Below are 21262 nucleotides of genomic sequence, written 5' to 3' on the forward strand. Positions count from 1 at the left end.
ATACCAGCGGTCGATCTGGACGAACTGACGCCCCGCCCATTCTGCTTTGTAGTCGAGCTGGCGCACCAGCTCGCCCCAGCCCACATCGCTGATGGCTTTCGCCAGATGCCGGTTCTTGACCCTATTTTTCACCGCGAGGCTTTCAGCACAGATCACTTGGTTCTCGTTGACGATCTGCCGGGTGAGTTTGTGTAGGTGGTCAAGCCGGGCATCGGCGATTTTCGCGTGGCGCCGAGCCACCGTATGCCGCGCCTTGGCGCGGTTGTTGGAGCCTTTTTGCTTCCGTGATAGCTGGCGCTGTGCCCGCGCCAGCTTACGCGCATGACGCGCCGTATGGCGGGGGTTGTTGACCCGTTTGCCGTCACTGGTGACAAATAGGTCTTTCAAGCCAAGATCAATCCCCACCATCTTCGGCACCACGCCGAGCGATAGGGTTTCGACCTTGCACAGGCAGCTAATGAAATAGCGCCCCGCCCAGTCTTTGGATACCGTGACGGTGCTGGGGGCTGACGGAAGCTCGCGGCTCCAGCGGATATTGAGGGGTTCCTTGCACTTGGCCAGCGTGACCTGGCCGTTACGATACGCAAACGCCGAACTGGCAAAGGTGGCGGACTGTCGCTGCTTCTTTGACTTGAATCGCGGGTATCGTGCGCGCTTGGCAAAGAAGTGCTTGAAGGCCGATTGTTGATGGCGCAGGCATTGCTGCAAGGGCACCGAACTGACCTCGGCCAGGAACGCGGTGTCAGGTTGTTTTTTCAGCTGGGTCAGGAAGGCGCTGGCGTTGTAGCCGATTTTCTCTTTGCGCTCGTAAAACGCATCGGTGCGATGTCGCAGCACCGCGTTCCAGACAAACCGCACGCACCCAAACGTCCACGCCAGCAGGATTTCCTGCTCGGGCGTGGGATAGAATCGGTACTTGTAGGCGCGTTCGGTTGGCATGGGTTACATGCGTAGCCCGTGTCTTGTAAGTTTTCAAGTACCAGTGCCAACAAGGCACCCTGGCGGGTGCCGCGCTTGTATCCCCTCCCTTAGCGCTACGCGACTCAGGAAGAGGTATTACGCGCTTTTTGATAAACTGGTTCCCAAACCAGTGCTCGCCAGCAGCTGATCGGCACCTGAAAATCTTCGCTGCTTGCGCAGGAAACACTACTTGCGGTGCGCTTGCAGCCATTCAAGGGCACCGGGGGTGGTGCGCCATTGGTCACGCATCAAGGTTCGGTATTGCCAGGCTTCAGCGCGAGTGCCGGGGTCCACCTGGCCATCTGACGCAGGCAAGACCGGGCGCGGGGCTTCTGCGCAGAGCATATCCAACGCATGATGGTTATAGGCCACCACTTGGCTGAGTACCTGCTCGGCCTCTTCAAGCCGCTCAAGACGATAGAGTGCAAGTGCCCGACCCAACAGCAAGCCCAACAACATGGAGCCTTCTTCGTCTCCCTGCTCGGACAGGCTCAGGGCTTCTTCATTGCGGTTATCGCGCAACAGCTGATCCAGCACCAGTTCCCGCAACCCCAGGCTGTCTTCCTGGTCGATGGCAAGAAGCTCCTCGGCGAGTTCACGAGAATGGTCCCGTGCACCGCGTTCCATCCCCACCACCAATGCCAAGCCAGTGCGCAACAATAAGGCATTATCGGCGTCGTCCCAGCACAGATTACCTTCACCTTCGGCCCGGGCTTGTTGCATCCACCGCGACAAACGGCGTGCCAAGGGCTCCAGCAAACTCGGCGCCATCCACGGCAAGCTACCGAAGCGGCTGGTCAGCGCCAAGGTCACATCTTGGACCACCTGAGGCGCATCCAGCCATTCTGGATGCGCGCAGAGCTCGGGCATCCATTCCTCGGCCGTCGCCCAAGGGTCTGCACGAAACCCTAGGGCGACGTCTTCATCGATCATGACCTGGAAATGCTCATACCAGGCGGCATACAGCGTCGCTTCCCGGGCGCTGACATGGTAGGTGATACGCTGGGCATCGTCGTCATAGCGCAGGTCCAGGCGCGGTGCCGTGGGTAGCGCATTCAACAGCGATTGAAGCGCCACCAGCGGTGTCGCCAGGTCTTCTTCGGCACTCAGCAATTGGTCTGCCAAGGTAGCACCGGGGTTTTCCGCCAGGGCGGCGAGAAAATCCAGCTGATCGGGGTCCAGTTCACCCTGACGGGCCAGGCGCCGATACCAGAACCTGGAGCGTTCCTTGGCCTCTTCTTCGTGGCCTTCATGCAGCAGCAGCATGGCTTCGACATAGGCCAGCGTCGGCGAGTCGGGCAACGCCTGCTGCGCCTTGACGAAGGCGGCGCGGGCACTGTCCAGGTCATCGTTATCCAGGTGCATCAAGCACAGACGCTCAAGCGCCACCCCGCGCAGAAACAACGGCCCATGAGCCATGACGTTATCCAGCAGGTCAGCGCGCTTGCGCGTGAAACCACGCTCTTGATAGAGGTCGAGCAGAATTTCAAAGGCGGGTTCGGCCTGTTCCGGCAAGTTCGCCCAGTCGCCACCGGAAAACACCGATTCGAGAATCTGAATCGCGCGTCCACTCTGGCCGCTTTCGGCGGCGATCAACCCGGCTTCGAGCAATGCCTGAGCCGGTGCCTTGCGGCTGGCCAGCGCCGCCTTGAGCACAGGCCCTTTCCATTCGCGTAGCGAAAGCATCCACATCAATTGATCGGGAAGATCGGTGGGTAAGTCCACCGCCCGGCAACAATGTTTGTACTTGCGCCCGGAATCGCACCAGCACGGCTCGTTGGGGCCGGGTGTGGCCAATGGCTCACAATCGAAATCGAGACGTTCAAGCGGGGTTTGCGACCATAACATCGGCGCCAACGCCTGAGCCGTGGCGATGTCGTCTTGAAAATAGTCCGCGCCTTCGGCACGCACCCATGTCATGAAATCAGGATAACGTTCCTGTTGTCTGATTGCCGTGAGCGCCCCGGAAGCAAATCCCAGCAGTTGATCCACCCATACCGCCAGCATTGGCCATCTCCATTGCCATGAAAAGCGCCACAGTTTAGCACGCCCATTCGAGCAGTGCTTTAACCGCGCGCTCGAGCGAGCAAGGGGCCGGTACGCTCGGCCATGTTCAGACGCGCTTTCAAGCGAACCAGGTTCCAGTAGTGCCCATTTAGCGCACGCGAAAGCAACAACGTGTCCGCCGGCGGCTGCAGCCGGTCCATCGCCGCCCATACCTTGGGGCTGAGTTCGCGCAGGCGACGGTGCACACGCACATCGCTGAAATCCTGTTCGCCCGGAGCGAACAACGGTGACACCGCTTCCGCCGCTTCACGATACAGGGCAAGCGGCGCACCGTGACCCTGGCGCCCGCCCATCTTGAGCATCGCCTGATCCATGGCCATCGGGTCTTGCGCCAGGGTAGCGTCGAGAAGCTGCAACATGCTGTCAAGGCTCGCCTTGGGTACGGCAATCACCGCCCCCAGGTCATAAATCACCAGCCTGCCTTGTTCATCGGCGGCGAAGTTGCCCGCATGGGGGTCGGCGTGCAGTTCCCCATGCGTGAACAGTTCTGCCGTGATCCAGTCGGCAAGCGCCGTGGCGATCTTCTGGCGGCGTTCATCATCAGTGCCTTCCAGCTCGCGCAAGGGGGTTCCCTCTACATAACGCATGGCCAGCACATGCGGGCCGCAAAGTGCCGGCAAGGGCTCGGGAATCACCAGGTTTTCCACGTCACGATAACGCTCCCGATAACGTGCCAAGGCCTCGGCTTCGGCCAGGTAATCCAGCTCTTCGCGCAAGCTTGTCGCAAGTTCCTCGAACAGTGCATCCAGACGCGACTGCGGCACCTTGAACCAGCGACCCAGGCGCATCAGCCGGCGCACCTGAAACAGATCGGTTTCCAGCACCTCGGCAAGCCCCGGGTACTGCACCTTGAGCACCAGGGTCTCGCCGCCATGTGTGACCGCACGATGCACTTGCCCCATAGAGGCACTGGCAAAGGGGCGCTCTTCGATGTCACGAAACACCGTATCCAGATCGCCGTACTGGAGTACCAGCGCTTCACGGATGCGCGGCCAAGGCATCGGCTCGGCTTGGCGCTGCAAACGCGCCAGTTCATCGGCCAGATCTGGCGGCAGGATGTCATCCCACTGCGAAACGATCTGGGCAAGCTTCATCGCCGGACCCTTGAGCTCGGAAAGCCCTTCAAACAGCGCTTCACCCAGCGCCCGCCAATCGGCCTGGCCACCTAAACGGTTTTTTAGCAGGGCACCGCCGGTGCGTGCTCCCAACCCTATCAATCGACGTGTTCTGCCTTTCTCACGCATGATCTCGACCTCAACCTAAAAGTGATACAAATACTATACACCTAGTTAAGTCAGGTATCGCCTATCACTTATGCCGGCACCAAGCCGATCTGATAAAATATCCAGCATTGCATTCATTTGCCAGTCTGCCAGCCAGGAGTCCTATGCGCCTGATTATTGCCGAAAAACCCAGCTTGGCGCGTGCCATTGCTGACGCCTTGCCCGGTGGCTCGCGCCGGGAAGAAGGCGCCATTGTGTGTGGGGAAAGCGTGGTCACCTGGTGTCTGGGGCACTTGCTGGAGCAAGCCGCTCCAGAAATATACGATGCCGCCGACAAGCAATGGCGCCTCGACCGCCTGCCGATCGTCCCCCAACGCTGGAAGTTGACCCCGCGCACCAAGGCCCGCGGGCAGCTGGCGATCATCCGCCGTCTACTCAAGCAAGCCGAAGACGTTGTACACGCCGGCGACCCGGACCGTGAAGGTCAATTGCTGGTACAGGAAGTCATCGAACATTGTGGCTATAAAGGCCCGGTCAAGCGCCTGTTGATCAACGATTTGAACCGCCCTGCCGTGGTTCGTGCCCTGGGCCGCTTGCAGGATAACGCCGACTATCAGCCGCTTTTTCAGGCCGCCCAGGCACGCTCCCGCGCCGACTGGCTGTATGGCATCAACCTGACCCGCGCCTGGACGCTCACCGGGCGTCAAGCCGGTCACGATGGCGTGCTTTCGGTTGGCCGGGTTCAAACCCCGGTGCTGGGGCTGATCGTACGCCGCGACAACGCCATTCGTGACTTCGTGCCCCACCCCTTCTACCCGCTGTGGGTGGAGCTTGCCGTGAAAAGCGGTCAACTTCGAGCCTGGTGGGTGCCGGGAGAATCCCAGCCGTTGGACGACCAGGGGCGTTTGATCGACCGCAGCCCGGCGGATCAACTGACCGCCCGGCTGCCGGGTGCTGAGGGAACCTTGAAGCGGCTGGAGCAGCAAGAAAAACGCCAGGCACCACCGCTGCCTTATTCGCTTTCCGCCCTTCAAGTGGATGCCGCCCGGCGCTATGGCGTCTCCGCCCAGGCGGTACTCGATAGCTGCCAACGGCTCTACGAACAGCACAAACTGATTACCTATCCGCGCTCGGATTGCCGTTATCTGCCCGAAGAACATCTCGCCCAGGTCCAGCGCAGCCTTGGCGGCGCCTGCGCCAGCGACAACACACTTGGCGAATGGCTGGCGGGGGCGGATTTTTCGCTACGCTCGAAAGCCTGGAACGACAAGAAAGTCAGCGCTCACCACGCCTTGGCGCCCACTGGCAAGACCCCTGACTTCAGCGTCCTTTCAGCCACCGATGCCAACGTCTTTCGTCTGATTACGCGCAATATGCTGGCGCAGTTCTATCGCCCCTTGCGTACCTTCGAGGTCAAGGCGCAGTTCATGGTGCTGAATGAAACGTTCAAAGCGCGTGGACAAAGCGTGCTCGACCCCGGCTGGAAGCCGCTGTTCACCACCCGTGACGAGACCCCGCCGCTACCCAGCCTGCATGAAGGTGAAACCTGCCGAGCGCTGGATGCCGGGGTGGAAGAACGCGAAACGCGCCCCCCCGAGCCGTTCACCGATGCCAGCCTAATCAATGCCATGATGAATATCGGCCGTTATGTACAGGATCCCGCCGTCAAACGCACCCTGAAGGAATCCGACGGCCTGGGCACCGAAGCCACCCGCGCCGGAATACTCGAAACTTTGGTGATGCGGGGTTATCTGGTGCGCCAGGGCAAGGCACTGCGGGCCACGCAACTGGGCAGCGCCTTGATCGCCGCCCTGCCCAGCGCCGTGAGCACGCCGGAACGCACCGCGCTTTGGGAGCAGCGCCTGGGGGCGATTTCCGAACGGCAAGACGACGCGGACGCCTTTCAGCACGCGCTGTTGGATGATCTGCGCGCTCTGCTCAGCCAAAGCGACGCCGGCAAGCTAAAGCAAAGTTTACGGACGGCACAGGGCGAAGCCGCTGCCCCCGCGAAGCGCGCGGGAAAGCCAAGCACTGGTAAGCCAAGAAAGAGCTATGGGAAAAGAAAAAGTAGCTGTGGGAAAAGAAAAGCAACGGCCAAGGAGTGAGAGTGTAGCGGTAGCACTTCCTTTGGCAGAATTTTAGCTTAACCCATGGGTGCGTTTTAGTAACCAGACCTTCCGCTGGAAAACTAATCTATGACGCCTGAATAACGCTGTTTAGCTCGGTAAAGGCGATAAATCGTAATGGCGTTAGTCAAAATCACGAGCGCTTCGGCCAGTGTCCCCCCGACCGAGCCAGCCAGGATATGGCTGAGTGTCCAGGCTAATGCTGCCAAACCCAAGAAAACACGCATGGGAATACCACGGAGTAGAAACATGCTCACCGTACCCAATACCATCGCTACGATGGCGGGCAGATCGGCCCAGCTCTGCCAGGTAAGCACCGAAGCCACACCACTTGCCGCTAACACAATGACCATTGCTACTTTACTGCCCGGATAGCGCCGGGCCAGTGCAATGCGAGCGATCACCAGCAATGATAATGCAGCGGCAGTCCAACTCCCAAAAAACATGAACTGTAAAGCAAAGGCCACATTCGCGGAGAGAAGCAGCACCAGGAGCCGGTCATCCTGCTTGCTGGAAAAGGCCAGGACGCAGAGTATCAGCGACACCAAGCCAAAAAACTGACCGGCCATCGTGCCATAGCTTTCCATCATAAAAACTGGGTACTCCTTATTAAGGTCTGTTGACGTTTCATCGGACCGTGCATTTTTTCCTTGTACCGGTAGAATCACGTTTTTTCCCGGTATCGAATCCCCCCCCATGAAGCTTATTAAAGAACTGATCCACCCTGAACTCAGCTCTCGGGAAGGACGCACCCTGCGCCGCCACGCGGCCCGTGGCATTGTGCTGCGTGACGATAAAATTCTGTTGCTGTTTACCGAGCGCTACAACGATTTCAGCTTGCCAGGTGGCGGCATTGATCAGGGCGAAGATATTCAGGTGGCGCTGAAACGTGAGCTGGAAGAAGAAACCGGCGCCCGTGATATTCAGGTGCATGCGCATTACGGTTTTATCGAAGAGTACCGCCCGTATTGGAAACCCGACTACGACCTTATGCACATGACATCACATTTCTTTGTTTGCGATATCGCCTCGGAACTGGCTGAAGTTCGCATGGAAAGCCATGAAATTGCCAATGGCATGAAACCGGTGTGGATTTCCGTCAATGAGGCAATGAATCACAACCGTCAGGTCATGTCCCGTCAGGAAAAAACGATGGGCCAATCAATTCAGCGGGAAACCTTTATGCTGGAAAAGATCTCTTCGGAACTGGTCGCTCAGCCCGCTTAGAGCATTGCTCCCCATGGCTGGGGAACAACCTAAAATACTGTCCGCGGTCAGTCGACCCCTTCAGTCTCGACCACCGGCCCTGTAACTTCCTACGTCCACCATCTTGACATCATCGGTTTGACGGTTAGCCCGTGGACAATAATCGAGAGCACGACAACCACCAGCGTAATATGAATGAATTCCAAGGCCAGCTCTTCCGGCAGACCAAAAACGATTGCGAACATCAAGTAATAGATCGAACCGATGCCACGCACACCGAACCAGCCCACCAGCATCTGTAGCCGAACCGGAGTTCCGGAGCCAAGCAGACCCAGGAATACACTGACAGGGCGAACCACCATGAAAAGGAACAACGCCAGCCCGACGGCCCTTAAACTCCAGGAGTCCAGAAACAACATCCCGCCCAGCAGCAAGACAAGCACCAGCTCGGTGAGCCGCTCGAGAGACTCCTTGAACAACAGCGACCCTTCGGATATTCGGGTGCTGTGCTGTGGCGTCGATTCCTCAGGGTAAACCGGGACTTGCGGAGCAACCTCAGCGTCTTTGGAGGACGAGTGAAGGCCCGCCAGCTTGCGTTCCGATTGACGAAGCGAAATGGCAGCGGCAAAAACCGCCAGAAACCCCCAAGCATCGAGTAACAGGCAGATGCCATAAACCATGCCGATCAAGCCTAGGCCAAGAAAGTCATCCAGCAACGGGCCTTCGCCACTGAGAAAACGTTGCTTCCATACAAGCTGGGCCAATAAGCGCCCCATCACCAGCCCGACCACAAGAGCCACTAACGTCGACCACAAAACGTCCTTCAGCATCCAGGTTCCAAGCAACTCAAAACTGAACGGAGCGCTGAGCATTGCCATCCCCAGCATCACAAACGGGAAGGCAGTGCCATCATTCATGCCCGCTTCACTGGTCAGGGTGAACCGCAAAGGATCTTTATCGCCCATGTGCCGAACCTGTACATCCGTGGCCAGCACCGGGTCGGTGGGCGCCAGAATGGCGCCCAGCACAATAGCTGCACCCAGAGGCAGGGCCAGGACGTAATAACCAAACACAGCCGTCAGAGCGACACTGATCGTCATGGAAAGAAATGCCAGGCGTACTGGCGCATGCCATTCCCGCCATCTGAACGGCACGGGCATTTTCATGCCGGCAATAAACAACGAGACCAGAACCGCGATTTCGGCGAGAATTTCCAGTAAATGTGCCTGTTCTAGCGGATTGAAATGAAAGGCTCCAATAACCGACGGGCCAAGGATTACCCCGATAGCCAAATAGACAAGGGAAGGGGTAAGGCGTAAGCGTTGGAAAATGGGAGAGCGCAAACCCACCATGATCAACAGGGTTCCAATCAATACAAACCAGGTGGCGTTTGTCAAAGTCATTCTTCCGGTGCGGGTTAAGCCGCAGTGTGACTCATCAATGCTGTCTGGTCACGAATACGATTCGAGAACACCCGCCAAACTGCGCCACAGCAGTTACGTCATCGCAAGTTACATTGCTCCTCTACACAATTATCCTCTACTGCAACTTTGACATCCTTCCCCACCTTCAGCGCTAGCACGCTTTGTGGAAGGGGATTTCCTGGTCGTTACCTCCCAGGTTCCTGCTTCGCTGTCCGTCGCCTCAATGCCTTGGCATTGCCGGTCTTACACAAACTCCACAGGCGTAACTTCCCGAGTGCCCCTCGGTAGTGCTTCAACTCTCAGCACGTTCGCGTCTCACTCAATTTTGACACGCATGGGTAACGGCTGCCATGCCTCGGTTTCTAAGCTTTAACAGTGATTAGACTACGCGCTCAATTATTCAATATACGTGCTGGCCGCCACGTTGAAAGTGCTATCGACCGCCTACACCGTGGCGCCGGTCAGATCGGCATAGGCCTGGGCGGCGGGCATGCCGTTGATCTCGTCTACGATCCGCTTTTCTGTAAATGGTCGAAACACGAAAAGGCTACTCGCCCTCCATTTCAGAAAAGTGGCCCGATTTATCCAGGGTGTATTCGCAGAAATCCCGCGCCAGGTAAAGCGAGCCCGAGTAGACGCTCTGGGCCTCCTTTCGGATATCCTCAATGGAAGGCGACGCATGGGGGCTGAGCTGGTAACGGGGGCTAAAATGCGTCAGCACCATGTTGGGCAACTGTACCGATTCGGCAAATGCGGCGACAAGCTTGGCATAGCTATGCCCGACATCACCGACCTTCTGGGCCATCTCTTCGGTGTAGGTGGCTTCGTGTACCAGCACCTGAGTCCCCGTGCACGCCGCAAACAACAACTCAGGCTGGTCATTGTCCCCAGCGATCACCACTTTCCGTGGCTTGTGTTTGAAGATCAAGAACTCATGGCTTTTTAACCGCTCACCCGCAAACTCAATATCAAACCCTTGCTTCAGCTGCCCCCACAACGGCCCTCTCGGGATTCCCTTTTGCGCTAACTTATCCAAGTCCAAGGCGGCGTCGACCTTTGTCTCGGTAAACCCGTAGGCATAGGACGGCGCTCGGTGTGAAAGCCTGACGGTGGTAACCGCAATGCTCTCAAACTCAACGCTTGGCAGCTCGTCCGAGGCGATAAACTCCAGGGCGAAGGGCAAGCAAAGCTGCGTGGCCTCGCAAGTAGCCTCCAGCCACGCTTTGATACCTACGGGCGCCACAATGGTCAGCGACTCTTTCCGGCCACCCATTCCAGCACTCGCCAGTATGCCTGGCAGCCCATAGCAGTGGTCGCCGTGCACATGAGTAATAAAGATGGCTTTCAAGGAATGGAACGACAGCTTCGTGTGCAAGACCTGATGCTGGGTGCCCTCACCACAATCGATCAGGTACCAGCCCTTCCCCTTGCTCTCTCGCAAAGCGACCCCGGAGACGTTTCTTGTCTTAGTGGGCACACCGGCGGATGTCCCAAGAAAAAGTAAGTTCATAGCTTGTTCGTGATCTCTTATGTACTCGCTTTGGCAACAAGGCAGCGGATCCCGGGATTGCCAGTTAGCTAAATCCTGAACCCGTGAGACTGACCCCCTGTGGTGCTTTTAACCAGAGAAAACAATGGGATGGTCTCCTCCTCACCTACCCGGCATCAATGTGCCAAAATGGAGAGTCGTATACACACCCTCTATACGATGAGGAGAAGCCCAAATGACTATTATCCGTGTCGGTTAGCGCTATGCGCTCCGCTTGCGACCGTCCTTGGGTGGGTTTGCCTCCCTTGCATTTCTGCTTTCTAATTGGCAAACCTTTTTCACTGACTTTACTTAGCCCACCTTGGTTTTGCAAAGTACTTGCCTAATACCAAAGACTTAACAAAAAGTAACCTTATGACTTCGCATTGGATTATTGGCCCCGGTGCCATAGGCCGCTTGTTGGCGCACTCGCTTTCGCCCGTGGCTACGGTCACGTTGGTGGGCCGCGGTGAATTGGCTGAGCGACAGACGCTCACCTCGCCGGAGGGAAAACCGCATACGCAGCTGCTGAAGGCGGTAACGGTCGAACAGTTGCTTCGTGATGCCCCCGCCCCACCTACTTCCGTGCATATCACCACCAAAGCCATGGCGGCGCAGGCGGCGCTGGACAGCCTTGTCGGGGTGATTTCCCCCACCACCCCGGTGGTTCTGTGGCAGAACGGTTTTCTTGCCCAGCCGCGTATCACGGAGGCATGGCCCGGGCCGGTGCTCTGCGCCACCACTACCGAGGGCGCCTACGTGAATGGCGAGACCGGCGTGGTGCATGCTGGGCGTGGGCATACGTTTATCGGCGATCTGGATAACCGCCATGCTGAGCTTGCAAAATGCCTGGCGTTGCAGCTAACGAACGCCGGGCTTGTCGCCACGGCAGTTGAGGATATTCGCCGGCGCCTGTGGCAGAAGCTCGCCGTGAACGCGGCGATCAACCCCTTGGTGGCGCGTTATCGGATACGTAACGGCCAGCTGCGCGACCGGCCGTTTCGCCTCTATGTGGAAGCGGTGATCGGGGAAGTCGCGGGAATTCTAGATAAGGAAGGCATTGCGCCGCCCAGTGGGGCCGGGCTGGAAGGCTGGCGAGCGCTGGTGTGGCAGGTAGTCGACAATACCGCCAACAACCGGGCCTCGATGTTTCAGGATGTGCTCGCCGGGCGCCCTACCGAGCGCGCGGCGATTCTCGGGCCGTTGATCGATAACGCAAAACGCCACCAGCTGCCCTGTGAGCAACTGGTGGCGCTGGATCAAGCCTTGGAAAGTATCGAGGCTCAGCTGTCCTGATAGAGTTTCAGCAGGCTGGAGAAGTCCAGGTTGCCGTTACCCTTGGCCTTGTGCAGGCTGAACAGCGCGCGCGCCGCCGAGCCCATGGGAACCGATGAGGCGCTTTGCTGGCTGACATCCATGGCCAGCCCCAGGTCCTTGAACATCAGGTCCACCTGGAAACCGCCCTGGTAGCCCTTGGACGCCGGGGCGTTTTCCATGACGCCCGGGTAGGGGTTATAGACGTTCAACGCCCAGTTGCCGCCCGAGCTCTGCTTCATGATCTCGGAAAGCACCGCCGGGTCGAGGCCGTTTTTCACGCCCATGTTGAGCGCTTCACAGGTACCGGCCATCAGGATGCTCAACAGCATGTTGTTGCATACCTTGGCGATCTGCCCGGCGCCGTGCTCCCCGGCGTGGAAGATATTCTTGCCCATCACGTCCAGCACCGGCTGGGCCTTGGCGAACTGCTCTTCCGAGCCACCCACGATGAATGTCAGGGTGCCCGCCTGGGCGCCGCCCACACCGCCGGACACCGGCGCATCGACAAAGGCGATGCCACGCTTGGCGCCTTCTTCGGCGACACGCCGGGCGGTGTCGGCATCAATGGTCGAGCTGTCGATCACCAAGGCATCCTGGCCGATGATATCGAACAGTGGCGAATCACCGCTGACATACAGGCTTTCGACATGCTTGCCGGCGGGCAGCATGGAAACCACGAAATCCGCCCCCTTGACCGCTTCCTGGGCACTTTGCGCGGCCTTGCAGCCTTGCTCGACCGCGGTATCCAGCACGGCTTGAGACAGATCGAAAGCGCGCACCTCATGCCCGGCCTTGGCCAGGTTCGCGGCCATTGGGCCGCCCATGTTGCCCAGACCGATAAATGCAATCGTTGCCATGATTAAAAATCCTTGTTGTTTTGATCGCCCGAGGAATTAACTCAGCCGAATAATAGTGAGCTCGGGGTTCAGCGAAGGTCCGCCAACGGATTTTGCGGCCAAGGCTGGGAAAGCAATGTCTCGATGAACGCATCCTCCACCGCTTCCACGTCAGGATAGGTCCACTGCGGTTTGCCGTCCTTGTCCACCAGCAGAGCGCGCACACCCTCGGGAAATTCACGATGGCGGCAGCACTGCACCGAGAGCGCAAGCTCCGACTGGAACACTTCACGCAACGACATGTACTTGGCCCGCTTGAGCTGCTGATCGATCACCTTGATCGACACCGGGCTGCCATTGGCGAGGGTCTTTTGCGCCTTGTTGAACCATTTGTCATCGCTTTCCACCGCCAGGATGGCGTGCACCGCTTGCTCGATGGTGTCGTGGTCCATCAATTCACGAATCACCGGGGAAAATTTCTGGACCGGCGCGTCCATCCCCTCGAATGCCGCCTGGGAGTCACGCTCCAGCTCACGCAGTACCTTGTTGACCACGCCCTGGGCATCGGTGTCTTCCCCTTCTCCCCAAGCGGCTTGGGTCAGCTGTTCCACCAGAACGGGGCGTTTTTCACTGGCAATCAAGCGATCCGCCAACCCCAGGTGGACAGCATCCACCGCATTGACCTGGCTGCCGGTCATGGCCAGAAAGCGACCGGTACCGGTGGGCAGGCGGTTCAAGAACCAGCTCGCCCCCACATCAGGGTACAAGCCGATGGTGACCTCCGGCATGGCCAAGCGCGAAGTTTCGGTCACCACGCGATGGCTGCTACCGCTCAGCAGGCCCATGCCGCCGCCCATGACAATACCGTTACCCCAGCAGATCACCGGCTTGGAATAGGTATGCAGGCGGTAGTCCAGGCGGTACTCGTTATCGAAGAATGCTTCAGGGAAGTCCGGATCACCTTCCCCGGTAATCGCCTTGTACAGGCTGACCACGTCGCCACCGGCGCAGAACGCTTTCTCTCCGGCGCTATCGAGCAGGATCGCCACGATGCGCTCATCGTTCTCCCAGGCTTCCAGCCGTGGCTGGATCTCGTTGATCATCTCCAGCGTCAGGGCATTCAGCGAGCGCTCGGCGTTGAGCTTTATTTCGGCAACGACGTGCCCATCCTGCGTGGGGTGTTCGGTAAAGATCACGCTGCTCATCAAGGTTTCCTTTGTCCTGAAAAGATGCAAGCTACCCATACATGCAAGGTGCCAGACGTAGTGACCGAGCTTTTAAACAAGCTTGATGTTCTGTTGAACTCGAAAATCAGCTCAAAGCTCTTATCAACTCAAAGCTCCGCAGCGCCCTCGGCCAACACACGGCGTGCAATGATCATGCGCATGACTTCGTTGGTACCTTCCAGGATGCGGTGTACCCGGGTGTCGCGCACGAAACGCTCCATGGGGTATTCCTTGATATAGCCATTGCCGCCGTAGAGCTGCAGGGCTTCATCGCATACCTTGAAGCCTACATCGGTCGCAAAGCGTTTGGCCATCGCACAATAAGCCGACGCATCGGCATGGCCGGAATCCAGCTTGGTCGCCGCCAGGCGCACCATCTGGCGAGCCGCCACCAGTTCCGTGACCATATCCGCCAAGCGGAACTGCAGCGCCTGGAAATCCGCCAGCCGCTGGCCGAACTGCTTGCGTTCCAGCATGTATTCACGCGCCTTGTTGATCGCCTGCTGCGCGGTACCGATGGAACAAGTCGCGATGTTGATGCGCCCGCCATCCAGCCCTTTCATGGCGATCTTGAAGCCGTCGCCTTCGTTACCCAACATGTTGACCGCAGGCACACGCACCTCTTCAAAGGTGATCATGCGCGTCGGCTGGCTGTTCCAGCCCATTTTCTCTTCCTTGCGCCCGTAGCTGATGCCGGCGGTGTTGGCGTCTACCGCGAAGGCTGAAATACCCTTGGGCCCCGGGCCACCGGTACGTGCCATGACCACCAGAATGTCGGTGTCTCCCGCGCCGGAAATGAACATCTTGCTGCCGTTGAGCACGAAGTCATCGCCATCCAGCTTGGCACTGGTTTTCAGCGAGGCGGCGTCCGAACCGGCATTGGGTTCGGTTAAGCAGTAGGAGCCGAGAAGCTCACCGCTGGCCAGTTTTTCGCCCCATTGTTCGATCACTTCGGGCTTGCCGAAATCCGCGACCATCCAGGTCACCATGTTATGAATGGTGAGGTAAGCGGTCGTGGAGGTGCAGCCCATGGATAGCTGCTCGAAAATGATGCTGGCATCCAGGCGTGAAAGCCCCAGCCCGCCCACCGATTCCGGGGTATACAACGCACAGAAACCCAATTCACCCGCCTTGCGAATCACATCTACCGGAAAGAAAGCGGTCTGATCCCACTCCCCGGCATGCGGTTCCAGCTCGTTCTGGGCAAAGGCCCGCGCCATATCGGCAAAAGCCACCTGGTCTTCGTTGAGTTCAAAATCCATCGCACATCTCCCGTTTATCGCAGGGGTCGATGCTTGCATCGATCCACTGGCTGAACTTGTGATTGTGATTATCCATGGCTGTCGTGCCAAGAAAGCTGTCGCGCCAGAAAATATTGACGTTTACGTTAACTTATTTTTTTACTTCATCACAATAGCCGGTCATGCAAAATCAGCTTTATATCGATAGCCGTTTCGGTTGCGGCTGGAAAATAACCACTTGCATAAAAAAAGGGCGCCCAACGGCGCCCAACCAACGGACTGATGTCTGGTTTACTTGAAGTTCTTGCGATAGCTCTTGGCAAGCTCACCCACGATGCCGCTACGAAAGCTCAGTACACAGACAACGAACAGCAGACCCAGGATAACGTTCACCCAATTGCCCAGCGGCGACTGCGCCAGAAGATGTTGCAGACTGACCACGATACCCGCCCCCATGATCGGCCCCAGGAGCGTTCCCACACCGCCCAGTAGCGTCATCAGGATAACCTCGCCGGACATGTGCCAATGGGCATCGGTGAGGGAGGCAAGCTGGAAGACCAGCGTTTTCGTGGAGCCGGCCAGCCCCGCCAGGCCTGCGGAAATAACAAACGCCAGCAGCTTGTAGGCATCGACGTTATAACCCAGCGATACCGCACGTGGTTCGTTTTCACGAATCGCCTTGAGTACCTGACCAAAAGGGGAATGCACGGTACGCTGAATGATCGCAAAGCCGATCAAGAAAACAGCAAACACGAAATAGTACATGCTCAGGTTGTCATTCAGGCTGATAAAACCCAGGAAGTGGCCGCGAGCAACCCCGTGCAAGCCATCTTCCCCACCGGTAAACGGTGCCTGAATGAAGAAAAAGAACATCAACTGAGCCAGGGCCAAGGTGACCATGGCGAAGTAGATGCCTTGCCGACGAATCGCAAGCAACCCGAAAACAGCGCCCAGCGCAACGCCCGCCAAAGTGCCGATAAGTATGCCCACTTCAGGCGTAATGCCGGGGTAGCTTGAAAGTAGATACCCGGTCACATACCCGCCGGTCGCCAGAAAAGCGGCATGCCCGAAGGATAGCAACCCGGCATAGCCCAGCAGCAGGTTAAAGGAACAGGCAAACAGGGCAAAGCACAGAATCTTCATCAGGAAGACGGGGTAGGCAAGAAACGGCGCCACTAGCCCGATAACGATCAATGCCAGATAGAACATATTGCGGCGCATGTTGGCTCTGCGCTGCCGTTGCATGGCAGCCGAGGGAATGCGTGCGGTTTCTGTGGTCGCCATTGTCATGCCTCTTTGCCGAATAGTCCCGCAGGACGCAACATCAGTACCAGTATCATCACCAGGAATATCACAGTATTCGCCGCTTCCGGGTAATACACCTTGGTTAACCCTTCAATCAGCCCCATGGCCAATCCGGTAAGGATCGAGCCGAGAATAGAGCCCATTCCACCGATTACCACCACGGCAAACACCACGATCAACAAGCTGGACCCCATGGTGGGTGAAACCGGATACAAGGGGGCGGCCAATACCCCGGCAAACGCCGCCAAGGCAACCCCGAACCCATAGGTCAAGGTAATCAACAAGGGCACGTTGACCCCGAATGCCTGCATCAAGGCCGAGTTCTCCGTACCGGCACGCAGGTAGGCGCCCAGGCGTGTCCGCTCGATGATGAACCAGGTACCCAGACACACCACCAACGCGGCCAACAATACCCAGCCACGATAAATCGGCAGGAACATGAAGCCCAGGTTATAACCGCCCTGGAGCAGTTCCGGGGTCGGATAACGCAAACCGGAAACGCCGAAGAAGTTGACCAGCGTTCCCTCGAAAATCAGTGCTAGACCAAAGGTCAAAAGTAATCCGTACAGATGGTCCAGATGGGAGATGCGGCGCAGGATAAAGCGCTCGATCAGCATCCCGAAGCCGCCCACTACCAAAGGTACCAGGATCAGTGAAACCCAATAATTGATGCCCAGATACTGCATGCCGAGCAGCGTAGCGAACGCGCCGAGCATGTACATGGCACCGTGAGCGAAGTTGACGATCTTCAGCAGGCCGAAAATGACCGCCAGCCCCAAGCTCAACAGTGCATAGAAGGCGCCGTTGATAAGGCCCAGCATCAACTGGCCCGTGAATGCAGCCAACGGCACCCCGAATATCATCGTCATGACGTGGATCTCCTCGCCGTCAAGCGGGTGGCGGCCAATACCGCCACCCGGTTCTGCTTATGCATGCTTATGCAAACGTCCGGCCCAGCTCTTCAAGACCAGTTCTTTAAAACCGGCTCTTCAAAACCAGTTCCGCAGAATCAGTTCTGCACCAGGTCGCAATTGCTTTCGGACAGCGGACGGTAAGCTTCTTCCGCAGGAATGGTGCTGAGAATTTCATACAGGTCCCACTCACCGGTGGACTCTTCCGGGGTTTTCACCTGGGCCAGGTACATGTCGTGAATCATGCGGCCGTCTTCCCGAATGCTACCGTTACGCGCGAAGAAATCCTCGATCGGCATTTCCGCCATCTGGGCGCGTACCGTTTCAGGGTCATCGGTACCCGCTTCCTCGACCGCTTTCAGGTAATGCATGGTGCTGGAATAGATGCCTGCCTGAACCATGGTCGGCATACGCTCCATGCGCTCGTAATAACGCTCGGCCCACTCACGCGACTGCTCGTCCATGTCCCAGTACCAACCGGTGGTCAGCAGGAGGTTCTGTGTGGATTCCAGCCCCATGGCGTGAACGTCGTTGAGGAAGATCAGAAGACCGGCGAGCTGCTGGCCTGACTGGGTGACACCAAACTGGCTGGCGGTGGTGATCGCGTTCACCGTATCCGCTCCAGCGTTGGCCAGACCGACGATTTTGGCACCCGAGCTTTGCGCCTGGAGAATGTAGGAGGAGAAATCGCTGGTGGGGAAAGGATGACGCACACCGCCGACGATTTCACCGCCGTTCTCTTCAACCACCTTGGTGACATCGCCTTCCAACGCATGGCCGAAGGCGTAATCGGCGGTGAGCATGAACCAGGTATCGCCACCCTGCTCGACGACGGCCTTGGCGGTACCGTTGGCTAGCGGATAGGTGTCATAAACCCAGTGGATATGGTTCGGCGTGCAATGCTCGTTGGTGATGCTGGAGGCTGCCGAGCCCGAGACCAGCGCCAGGCCGTTACTTTCCTCGATCACCTTGGTCACCGCGATGGTCACCGAGGAGGCCACCAGGCCACCGACCATATCGACGTTTTCCTGGTCGACCCACCCGCGAACGGTATTGGCGCCCACATCGGCACTATTACGGTCATCAGCACTGAACACCACGATCGGCGCATCGTTGACACTGCCACCGAAGTCTTCAATGGCCATTTCCATGGCAGTCAGGCCACCCGGGCCAGCCAGGTCACGATAGGTGCCCGACATATCCGCCAGGTAACCGATACGCACTTCATTGTCACTCATGTTTGCCTGAGCCGTGGCCGCCATGGCGGAAGCCGTGGCGAGGGCAATGCTGGTAGTGAGTGCTTTTTTGATCAAAGTCATGTTTGTCTCCGCGCCCTGAAGGGCATTGTTTTTGTGCTACGACGCAAGGTATCGGCCTGAGTCGTTAGTTATGCGTTACAGCTTGCCGTTGGTGGCGATCTTGCTACTGCATTGCTGTGATCTGGTTGTTGTGAATTGTTATGAGCTGCCTTAGGTCAATCATAAGCCGCTAGATAAATCGTTTTATGAATGGTTATGAATGGTTATACCCCCAGCATGGAATTGAGATGTTCGCGGCGTGACGGGAGTTGCGCCGCACTGATTTCCTCTACGATCTGACCGTGATCCATCACGAAGTGACGGTCGGCCAAAGGGGCGGCAAAACGGAAGTTCTGCTCCACCAGCACGATGGTCATCCCACGCCCTTTAAGTTGCATGAGCACTTCGCCGAGTTTTTGCACGATAACCGGTGCCAGCCCTTCGGTAATTTCATCCAGGAGCAGCATTCGTGCGCCGGTACGCAGAATTCGAGCCATGGCCAGCATCTGCTGCTCCCCACCGGAAAGTCGCGTGCCCTGGCTACGCCGACGCTCATAAAGGTTGGGAAACATCGCGTAGATTTCGTCCAACCCCATACCGCCCGAACGCACGGTCGGGGGCAGCAACAGGTTTTCCTCGACATCCAGGCTTGCAAAGATGCCGCGCTCTTCCGGGCAGTAACCCACACCCAGACGCGGAATGTGGTGAGCCTTCATGCCCATCACTTCTTCGCCGTTGATCACGATGGAACCCGTACGGCGCCCCACCATGTTCATGATGGATTTCAACGTGGTGCTGCGCCCGGCACCGTTGCGCCCCAGCAGGGTCACAAGCTCGCCACGTTTGACGTTGAAATTCACGCCATGAAGGATATGAGACTCGCCATAAAAGGCGTGCAAATCCTGAACCCGCAGCATTTCCGACTGGGAGGCTTCATGCGTTTCCTGATTGTGTTCGGCTGTCTCGATCATGCTTGCGCCCCTTCTTCTTCCGCCGCTTCACTGCCCATGTACGCCTCCTTGACCAACGGATTGCGCGACACGCTGTCATAATCCCCTTCCGCCAGAACGGAGCCACGAGCGAGTACCGTGATGCGGTCACACAACCGGCTCACAACACTCAGGTTATGCTCCACCATCAGCACGGTGCGGCCCTTGGAAACACGCCGGATCAACTCGACGATACGATCGACATCTTCCGCCCCCATACCCTGGGTCGGTTCATCGAGCAACATCATGGTGGGGTCGAGCGCCAGCGTGGTCGCCACTTCCAGTGCGCGCTTGCGCCCATACGGCATCTCGACGGTGAGGATATCGGCATACTCGCGCAGGCCGACCTCTTCGAGCAGCTCCATGGCACGTTCGTTAAGATGATCGAGGGTTTTTTCCGACTTCCAGAAATGAAACGAGGTACCCAGCTTGCGCTGCAAAGCCACGCGAACATTTTCCAGGGCGGTCATATGCGCAAACACGGCGGAAATCTGGAAGGAACGCACCAGACCCAGCCGGGCTATTTCGTTGGACTTCATTCCCGTAATGGGTTTTCCCCGATAGAGAATTTCGCCGCGGGTGGGTGGAAGGAACTTTGTCAGCAGATTGAAAACGGTGGTCTTGCCGGCACCGTTGGGTCCAATCAATGCGTGAATATGGCCTTCTTGTACCTGAAGATTGACGTCGTCCACGGCGGTAAAGCCACGAAACTCTTTGGTCAGCCCTCGGGTTTCGAGAACGTAGTCTGCACTCATGAAATAAACAAGCCTCTAGTTGTTCTTGTGCTGACTTTTTTACCGGCTGGGCCTTCGCTTGTCGTGACCGGTATCCAATCCTTACCTGAACGTAAGGTGTGAGAGCAAACTAGCAACCTACGAGGGGGTATTACAATTACAACTTTGGTATAGATCCCCCACCATATTCGCTTAAAAAGATAGCTCTATACTTTAAATTCAGACACTTAACGCAATTCAACGCAGAATGAAAATCATCAGATAGCACTTTACGTTAACGTGAACTTGTTTTAGCCTCAGTGACACTGTTTCATAAGAGGCACTCCCCCTGAGAGAATTCCCGCAATGAGCAAAACCTATTCCATCAGTGAGCTTGCCAGCGAGTTCGACCTCACCACTCGCAGCATTCGTTTCTATGAAGACCAGGAGCTTTTGCATCCTGCCAGGCGTGGCCAGACGCGCGTCTACAGCAGCAAGGATCGAGTGCGCCTCAAGCTCACCCTGCGCGGTAAACGGCTGGGGTTCTCCCTTGCGGAAATTCGCGAGCTGTTCGAGCTTTGGGATGAAACGCGTAGCGGCAGCGAAAAGCAGCTGCATCTCATGCTTAGCAAAATAGCCGAACGGCGCGCGGCCCTGGAACAACAGATGAAAGATATCGCTATTGTCCAGCTAGAGCTGGAAAGCGCCGAAATTCGCTGTCGGCAGGCGCTCGAAGAGCTTCTTCAGAAGCAGGACGACGACCCCTCCGACGATGAAATCAAGGCCGAACCCAACGCCGGCACCAATGGCGAGCCCGATGGTGAAGCCTCCAACATGCCTCACAAGCACAGCAAAGCGCCCTCTCGCTCCGCCACGGTGCACTGACCTTTTT

The 21262-nt window shown here is 57.5% G+C and carries 18 protein-coding genes; 4 read left to right on the plus strand and 14 right to left on the minus strand.

The genetic code is table 11. From position 1 onward, the window contains the following. From DU506_RS15420 to DU506_RS15430, 3 genes are all read right to left on the minus strand, one after another. The coding region (locus DU506_RS15420; RefSeq protein WP_147273760.1) for an RNA-guided endonuclease InsQ/TnpB family protein at positions 1-939 on the minus strand (939 nt) is incomplete at its 3' end. Positions 940-1146: 207 nt separating this feature from the next. Then, a complete protein-coding gene (locus DU506_RS15425; RefSeq protein WP_114487791.1) occupies positions 1147-2967 on the minus strand; it encodes an SEC-C domain-containing protein in 1821 nt (606 codons plus the stop codon). A 59-nt stretch (positions 2968-3026) separates the two neighbouring features. Beyond that, complete coding sequence (locus tag DU506_RS15430) at positions 3027-4271, minus strand: ABC1 kinase family protein (RefSeq protein WP_114487792.1); 1245 nt, start codon at positions 4269-4271, stop codon at positions 3027-3029. Between the two features lie 143 nt (positions 4272-4414). Between DU506_RS15430 and DU506_RS15435 the strand changes: the two genes are divergently transcribed. Further along, a complete protein-coding gene (locus DU506_RS15435) occupies positions 4415-6355 on the plus strand; it encodes a DNA topoisomerase III (RefSeq protein WP_114487793.1) in 1941 nt (646 codons plus the stop codon). 83 nt (positions 6356-6438) lie between these two features. Here DU506_RS15435 and DU506_RS15440 read toward each other — a convergent pair whose 3' ends face one another. Continuing rightward, positions 6439-6966: a YgjV family protein gene (locus DU506_RS15440; RefSeq protein WP_114487794.1), complete on the minus strand. Its 528-nt coding sequence runs from the start codon at positions 6964-6966 to the stop codon at positions 6439-6441. A gap of 106 nt (positions 6967-7072) precedes the next feature. On the opposite strand from DU506_RS15440, the gene DU506_RS15445 reads away from it, so the two are divergent. Then, a complete protein-coding gene (locus tag DU506_RS15445; RefSeq protein WP_114487795.1) occupies positions 7073-7603 on the plus strand; it encodes an NUDIX hydrolase in 531 nt (176 codons plus the stop codon). A gap of 89 nt (positions 7604-7692) precedes the next feature. Here DU506_RS15445 and DU506_RS15450 read toward each other — a convergent pair whose 3' ends face one another. Then, the gene (locus tag DU506_RS15450) at positions 7693-8985 is read right to left on the minus strand and encodes a cation:proton antiporter (protein WP_235825681.1); all 1293 of its coding nucleotides are present in this window, start codon (positions 8983-8985) and stop codon (positions 7693-7695) included. A 568-nt stretch (positions 8986-9553) separates the two neighbouring features. Continuing rightward, entirely contained in the window at positions 9554-10516 is a 963-nt protein-coding gene (locus DU506_RS15455; protein ID WP_114487796.1) for a ribonuclease Z, read from the minus strand. Positions 10517-10909: 393 nt separating this feature from the next. Here DU506_RS15455 and DU506_RS15460 point away from each other — a divergent pair, with 393 nt between their 5' ends. Further along, a complete protein-coding gene (locus tag DU506_RS15460; RefSeq protein WP_114487797.1) occupies positions 10910-11830 on the plus strand; it encodes a ketopantoate reductase family protein in 921 nt (306 codons plus the stop codon). Here DU506_RS15460 and mmsB read toward each other — a convergent pair. The 8 genes from mmsB to DU506_RS15500 all read right to left on the minus strand — a co-directional run bounded on the left by mmsB (position 11818) and on the right by DU506_RS15500 (position 20412). After that, complete coding sequence (gene mmsB, locus DU506_RS15465; protein ID WP_114487798.1) at positions 11818-12708, minus strand: 3-hydroxyisobutyrate dehydrogenase; 891 nt, start codon at positions 12706-12708, stop codon at positions 11818-11820. The two genes, DU506_RS15460 and mmsB, sit on opposite strands and share 13 nt — an antisense overlap. Before the next feature lie 68 nt (positions 12709-12776). After that, the gene (locus DU506_RS15470; protein WP_114487799.1) at positions 12777-13892 is read right to left on the minus strand and encodes an enoyl-CoA hydratase/isomerase family protein; all 1116 of its coding nucleotides are present in this window, start codon (positions 13890-13892) and stop codon (positions 12777-12779) included. A gap of 128 nt (positions 13893-14020) precedes the next feature. Next, positions 14021-15175 carry an acyl-CoA dehydrogenase family protein gene (locus tag DU506_RS15475; protein ID WP_114487800.1) on the minus strand — a complete coding sequence of 385 codons (1155 nt, stop codon included), beginning with the start codon at positions 15173-15175 and terminating at the stop codon, positions 14021-14023. Positions 15176-15445: 270 nt separating this feature from the next. Then, positions 15446-16438, minus strand: coding sequence for a branched-chain amino acid ABC transporter permease (locus DU506_RS15480; protein WP_220254409.1), 993 nt, complete (start codon positions 16436-16438; stop codon positions 15446-15448). 2 nt (positions 16439-16440) lie between these two features. Next, positions 16441-17328, minus strand: a complete 888-nt coding sequence (locus DU506_RS15485; RefSeq protein WP_114487802.1) for a branched-chain amino acid ABC transporter permease — start codon at positions 17326-17328, stop codon at positions 16441-16443. A 140-nt stretch (positions 17329-17468) separates the two neighbouring features. Next, positions 17469-18689 (minus strand): ABC transporter substrate-binding protein, encoded by a 1221-nt coding sequence (locus DU506_RS15490; protein ID WP_114487803.1) that lies wholly within the window; start codon positions 18687-18689, stop codon positions 17469-17471. A 203-nt stretch (positions 18690-18892) separates the two neighbouring features. Continuing rightward, the gene (locus tag DU506_RS15495) at positions 18893-19639 is read right to left on the minus strand and encodes an ABC transporter ATP-binding protein (RefSeq protein ID WP_220254410.1); all 747 of its coding nucleotides are present in this window, start codon (positions 19637-19639) and stop codon (positions 18893-18895) included. Next, positions 19636-20412 (minus strand): ABC transporter ATP-binding protein, encoded by a 777-nt coding sequence (locus DU506_RS15500; protein WP_114487804.1) that lies wholly within the window; start codon positions 20410-20412, stop codon positions 19636-19638. Before DU506_RS15500 ends, DU506_RS15495 begins: the two co-directional genes overlap by 4 nt. A 324-nt stretch (positions 20413-20736) precedes the next feature. Between DU506_RS15500 and DU506_RS15505 the strand changes: the two genes are divergently transcribed. Further along, complete coding sequence (locus DU506_RS15505) at positions 20737-21255, plus strand: MerR family transcriptional regulator (RefSeq protein ID WP_235825684.1); 519 nt, start codon at positions 20737-20739, stop codon at positions 21253-21255. Positions 21256-21262 lie beyond the last annotated feature (7 nt).

The sequence above is a fragment of the Vreelandella rituensis genome (assembly GCF_003336665.1).
Taxonomy (GTDB): Bacteria; Pseudomonadota; Gammaproteobacteria; order Pseudomonadales; family Halomonadaceae; genus Vreelandella; species Vreelandella rituensis.

What these genes read in the sequence shown, in the direction of transcription:
- DU506_RS15425 (WP_114487791.1), bottom strand. Translation starts at nt 2,967, where the DNA reads ATGCTGGCGGTATGGGTGGATCAACTGCTGGGATTTGCTTCCGGGGCG.
- DU506_RS15430 (WP_114487792.1), bottom strand. Translation starts at nt 4,271, where the DNA reads ATGCGTGAGAAAGGCAGAACACGTCGATTGATAGGGTTGGGAGCACGC.
- DU506_RS15435 (WP_114487793.1), top strand. Translation starts at nt 4,415, where the DNA reads ATGCGCCTGATTATTGCCGAAAAACCCAGCTTGGCGCGTGCCATTGCT.
- DU506_RS15440 (WP_114487794.1), bottom strand. Translation starts at nt 6,966, where the DNA reads ATGATGGAAAGCTATGGCACGATGGCCGGTCAGTTTTTTGGCTTGGTG.
- DU506_RS15445 (WP_114487795.1), top strand. Translation starts at nt 7,073, where the DNA reads ATGAAGCTTATTAAAGAACTGATCCACCCTGAACTCAGCTCTCGGGAA.
- DU506_RS15450 (WP_235825681.1), bottom strand. Translation starts at nt 8,985, where the DNA reads ATGACTTTGACAAACGCCACCTGGTTTGTATTGATTGGAACCCTGTTG.
- DU506_RS15455 (WP_114487796.1), bottom strand. Translation starts at nt 10,516, where the DNA reads ATGAACTTACTTTTTCTTGGGACATCCGCCGGTGTGCCCACTAAGACA.
- DU506_RS15460 (WP_114487797.1), top strand. Translation starts at nt 10,910, where the DNA reads ATGACTTCGCATTGGATTATTGGCCCCGGTGCCATAGGCCGCTTGTTG.
- mmsB (WP_114487798.1), bottom strand. Translation starts at nt 12,708, where the DNA reads ATGGCAACGATTGCATTTATCGGTCTGGGCAACATGGGCGGCCCAATG.
- DU506_RS15470 (WP_114487799.1), bottom strand. Translation starts at nt 13,892, where the DNA reads ATGAGCAGCGTGATCTTTACCGAACACCCCACGCAGGATGGGCACGTC.
- DU506_RS15475 (WP_114487800.1), bottom strand. Translation starts at nt 15,175, where the DNA reads ATGGATTTTGAACTCAACGAAGACCAGGTGGCTTTTGCCGATATGGCG.
- DU506_RS15480 (WP_220254409.1), bottom strand. Translation starts at nt 16,438, where the DNA reads ATGGCGACCACAGAAACCGCACGCATTCCCTCGGCTGCCATGCAACGG.
- DU506_RS15485 (WP_114487802.1), bottom strand. Translation starts at nt 17,328, where the DNA reads ATGACGATGATATTCGGGGTGCCGTTGGCTGCATTCACGGGCCAGTTG.
- DU506_RS15490 (WP_114487803.1), bottom strand. Translation starts at nt 18,689, where the DNA reads ATGACTTTGATCAAAAAAGCACTCACTACCAGCATTGCCCTCGCCACG.
- DU506_RS15495 (WP_220254410.1), bottom strand. Translation starts at nt 19,639, where the DNA reads ATGATCGAGACAGCCGAACACAATCAGGAAACGCATGAAGCCTCCCAG.
- DU506_RS15500 (WP_114487804.1), bottom strand. Translation starts at nt 20,412, where the DNA reads ATGAGTGCAGACTACGTTCTCGAAACCCGAGGGCTGACCAAAGAGTTT.
- DU506_RS15505 (WP_235825684.1), top strand. Translation starts at nt 20,737, where the DNA reads ATGAGCAAAACCTATTCCATCAGTGAGCTTGCCAGCGAGTTCGACCTC.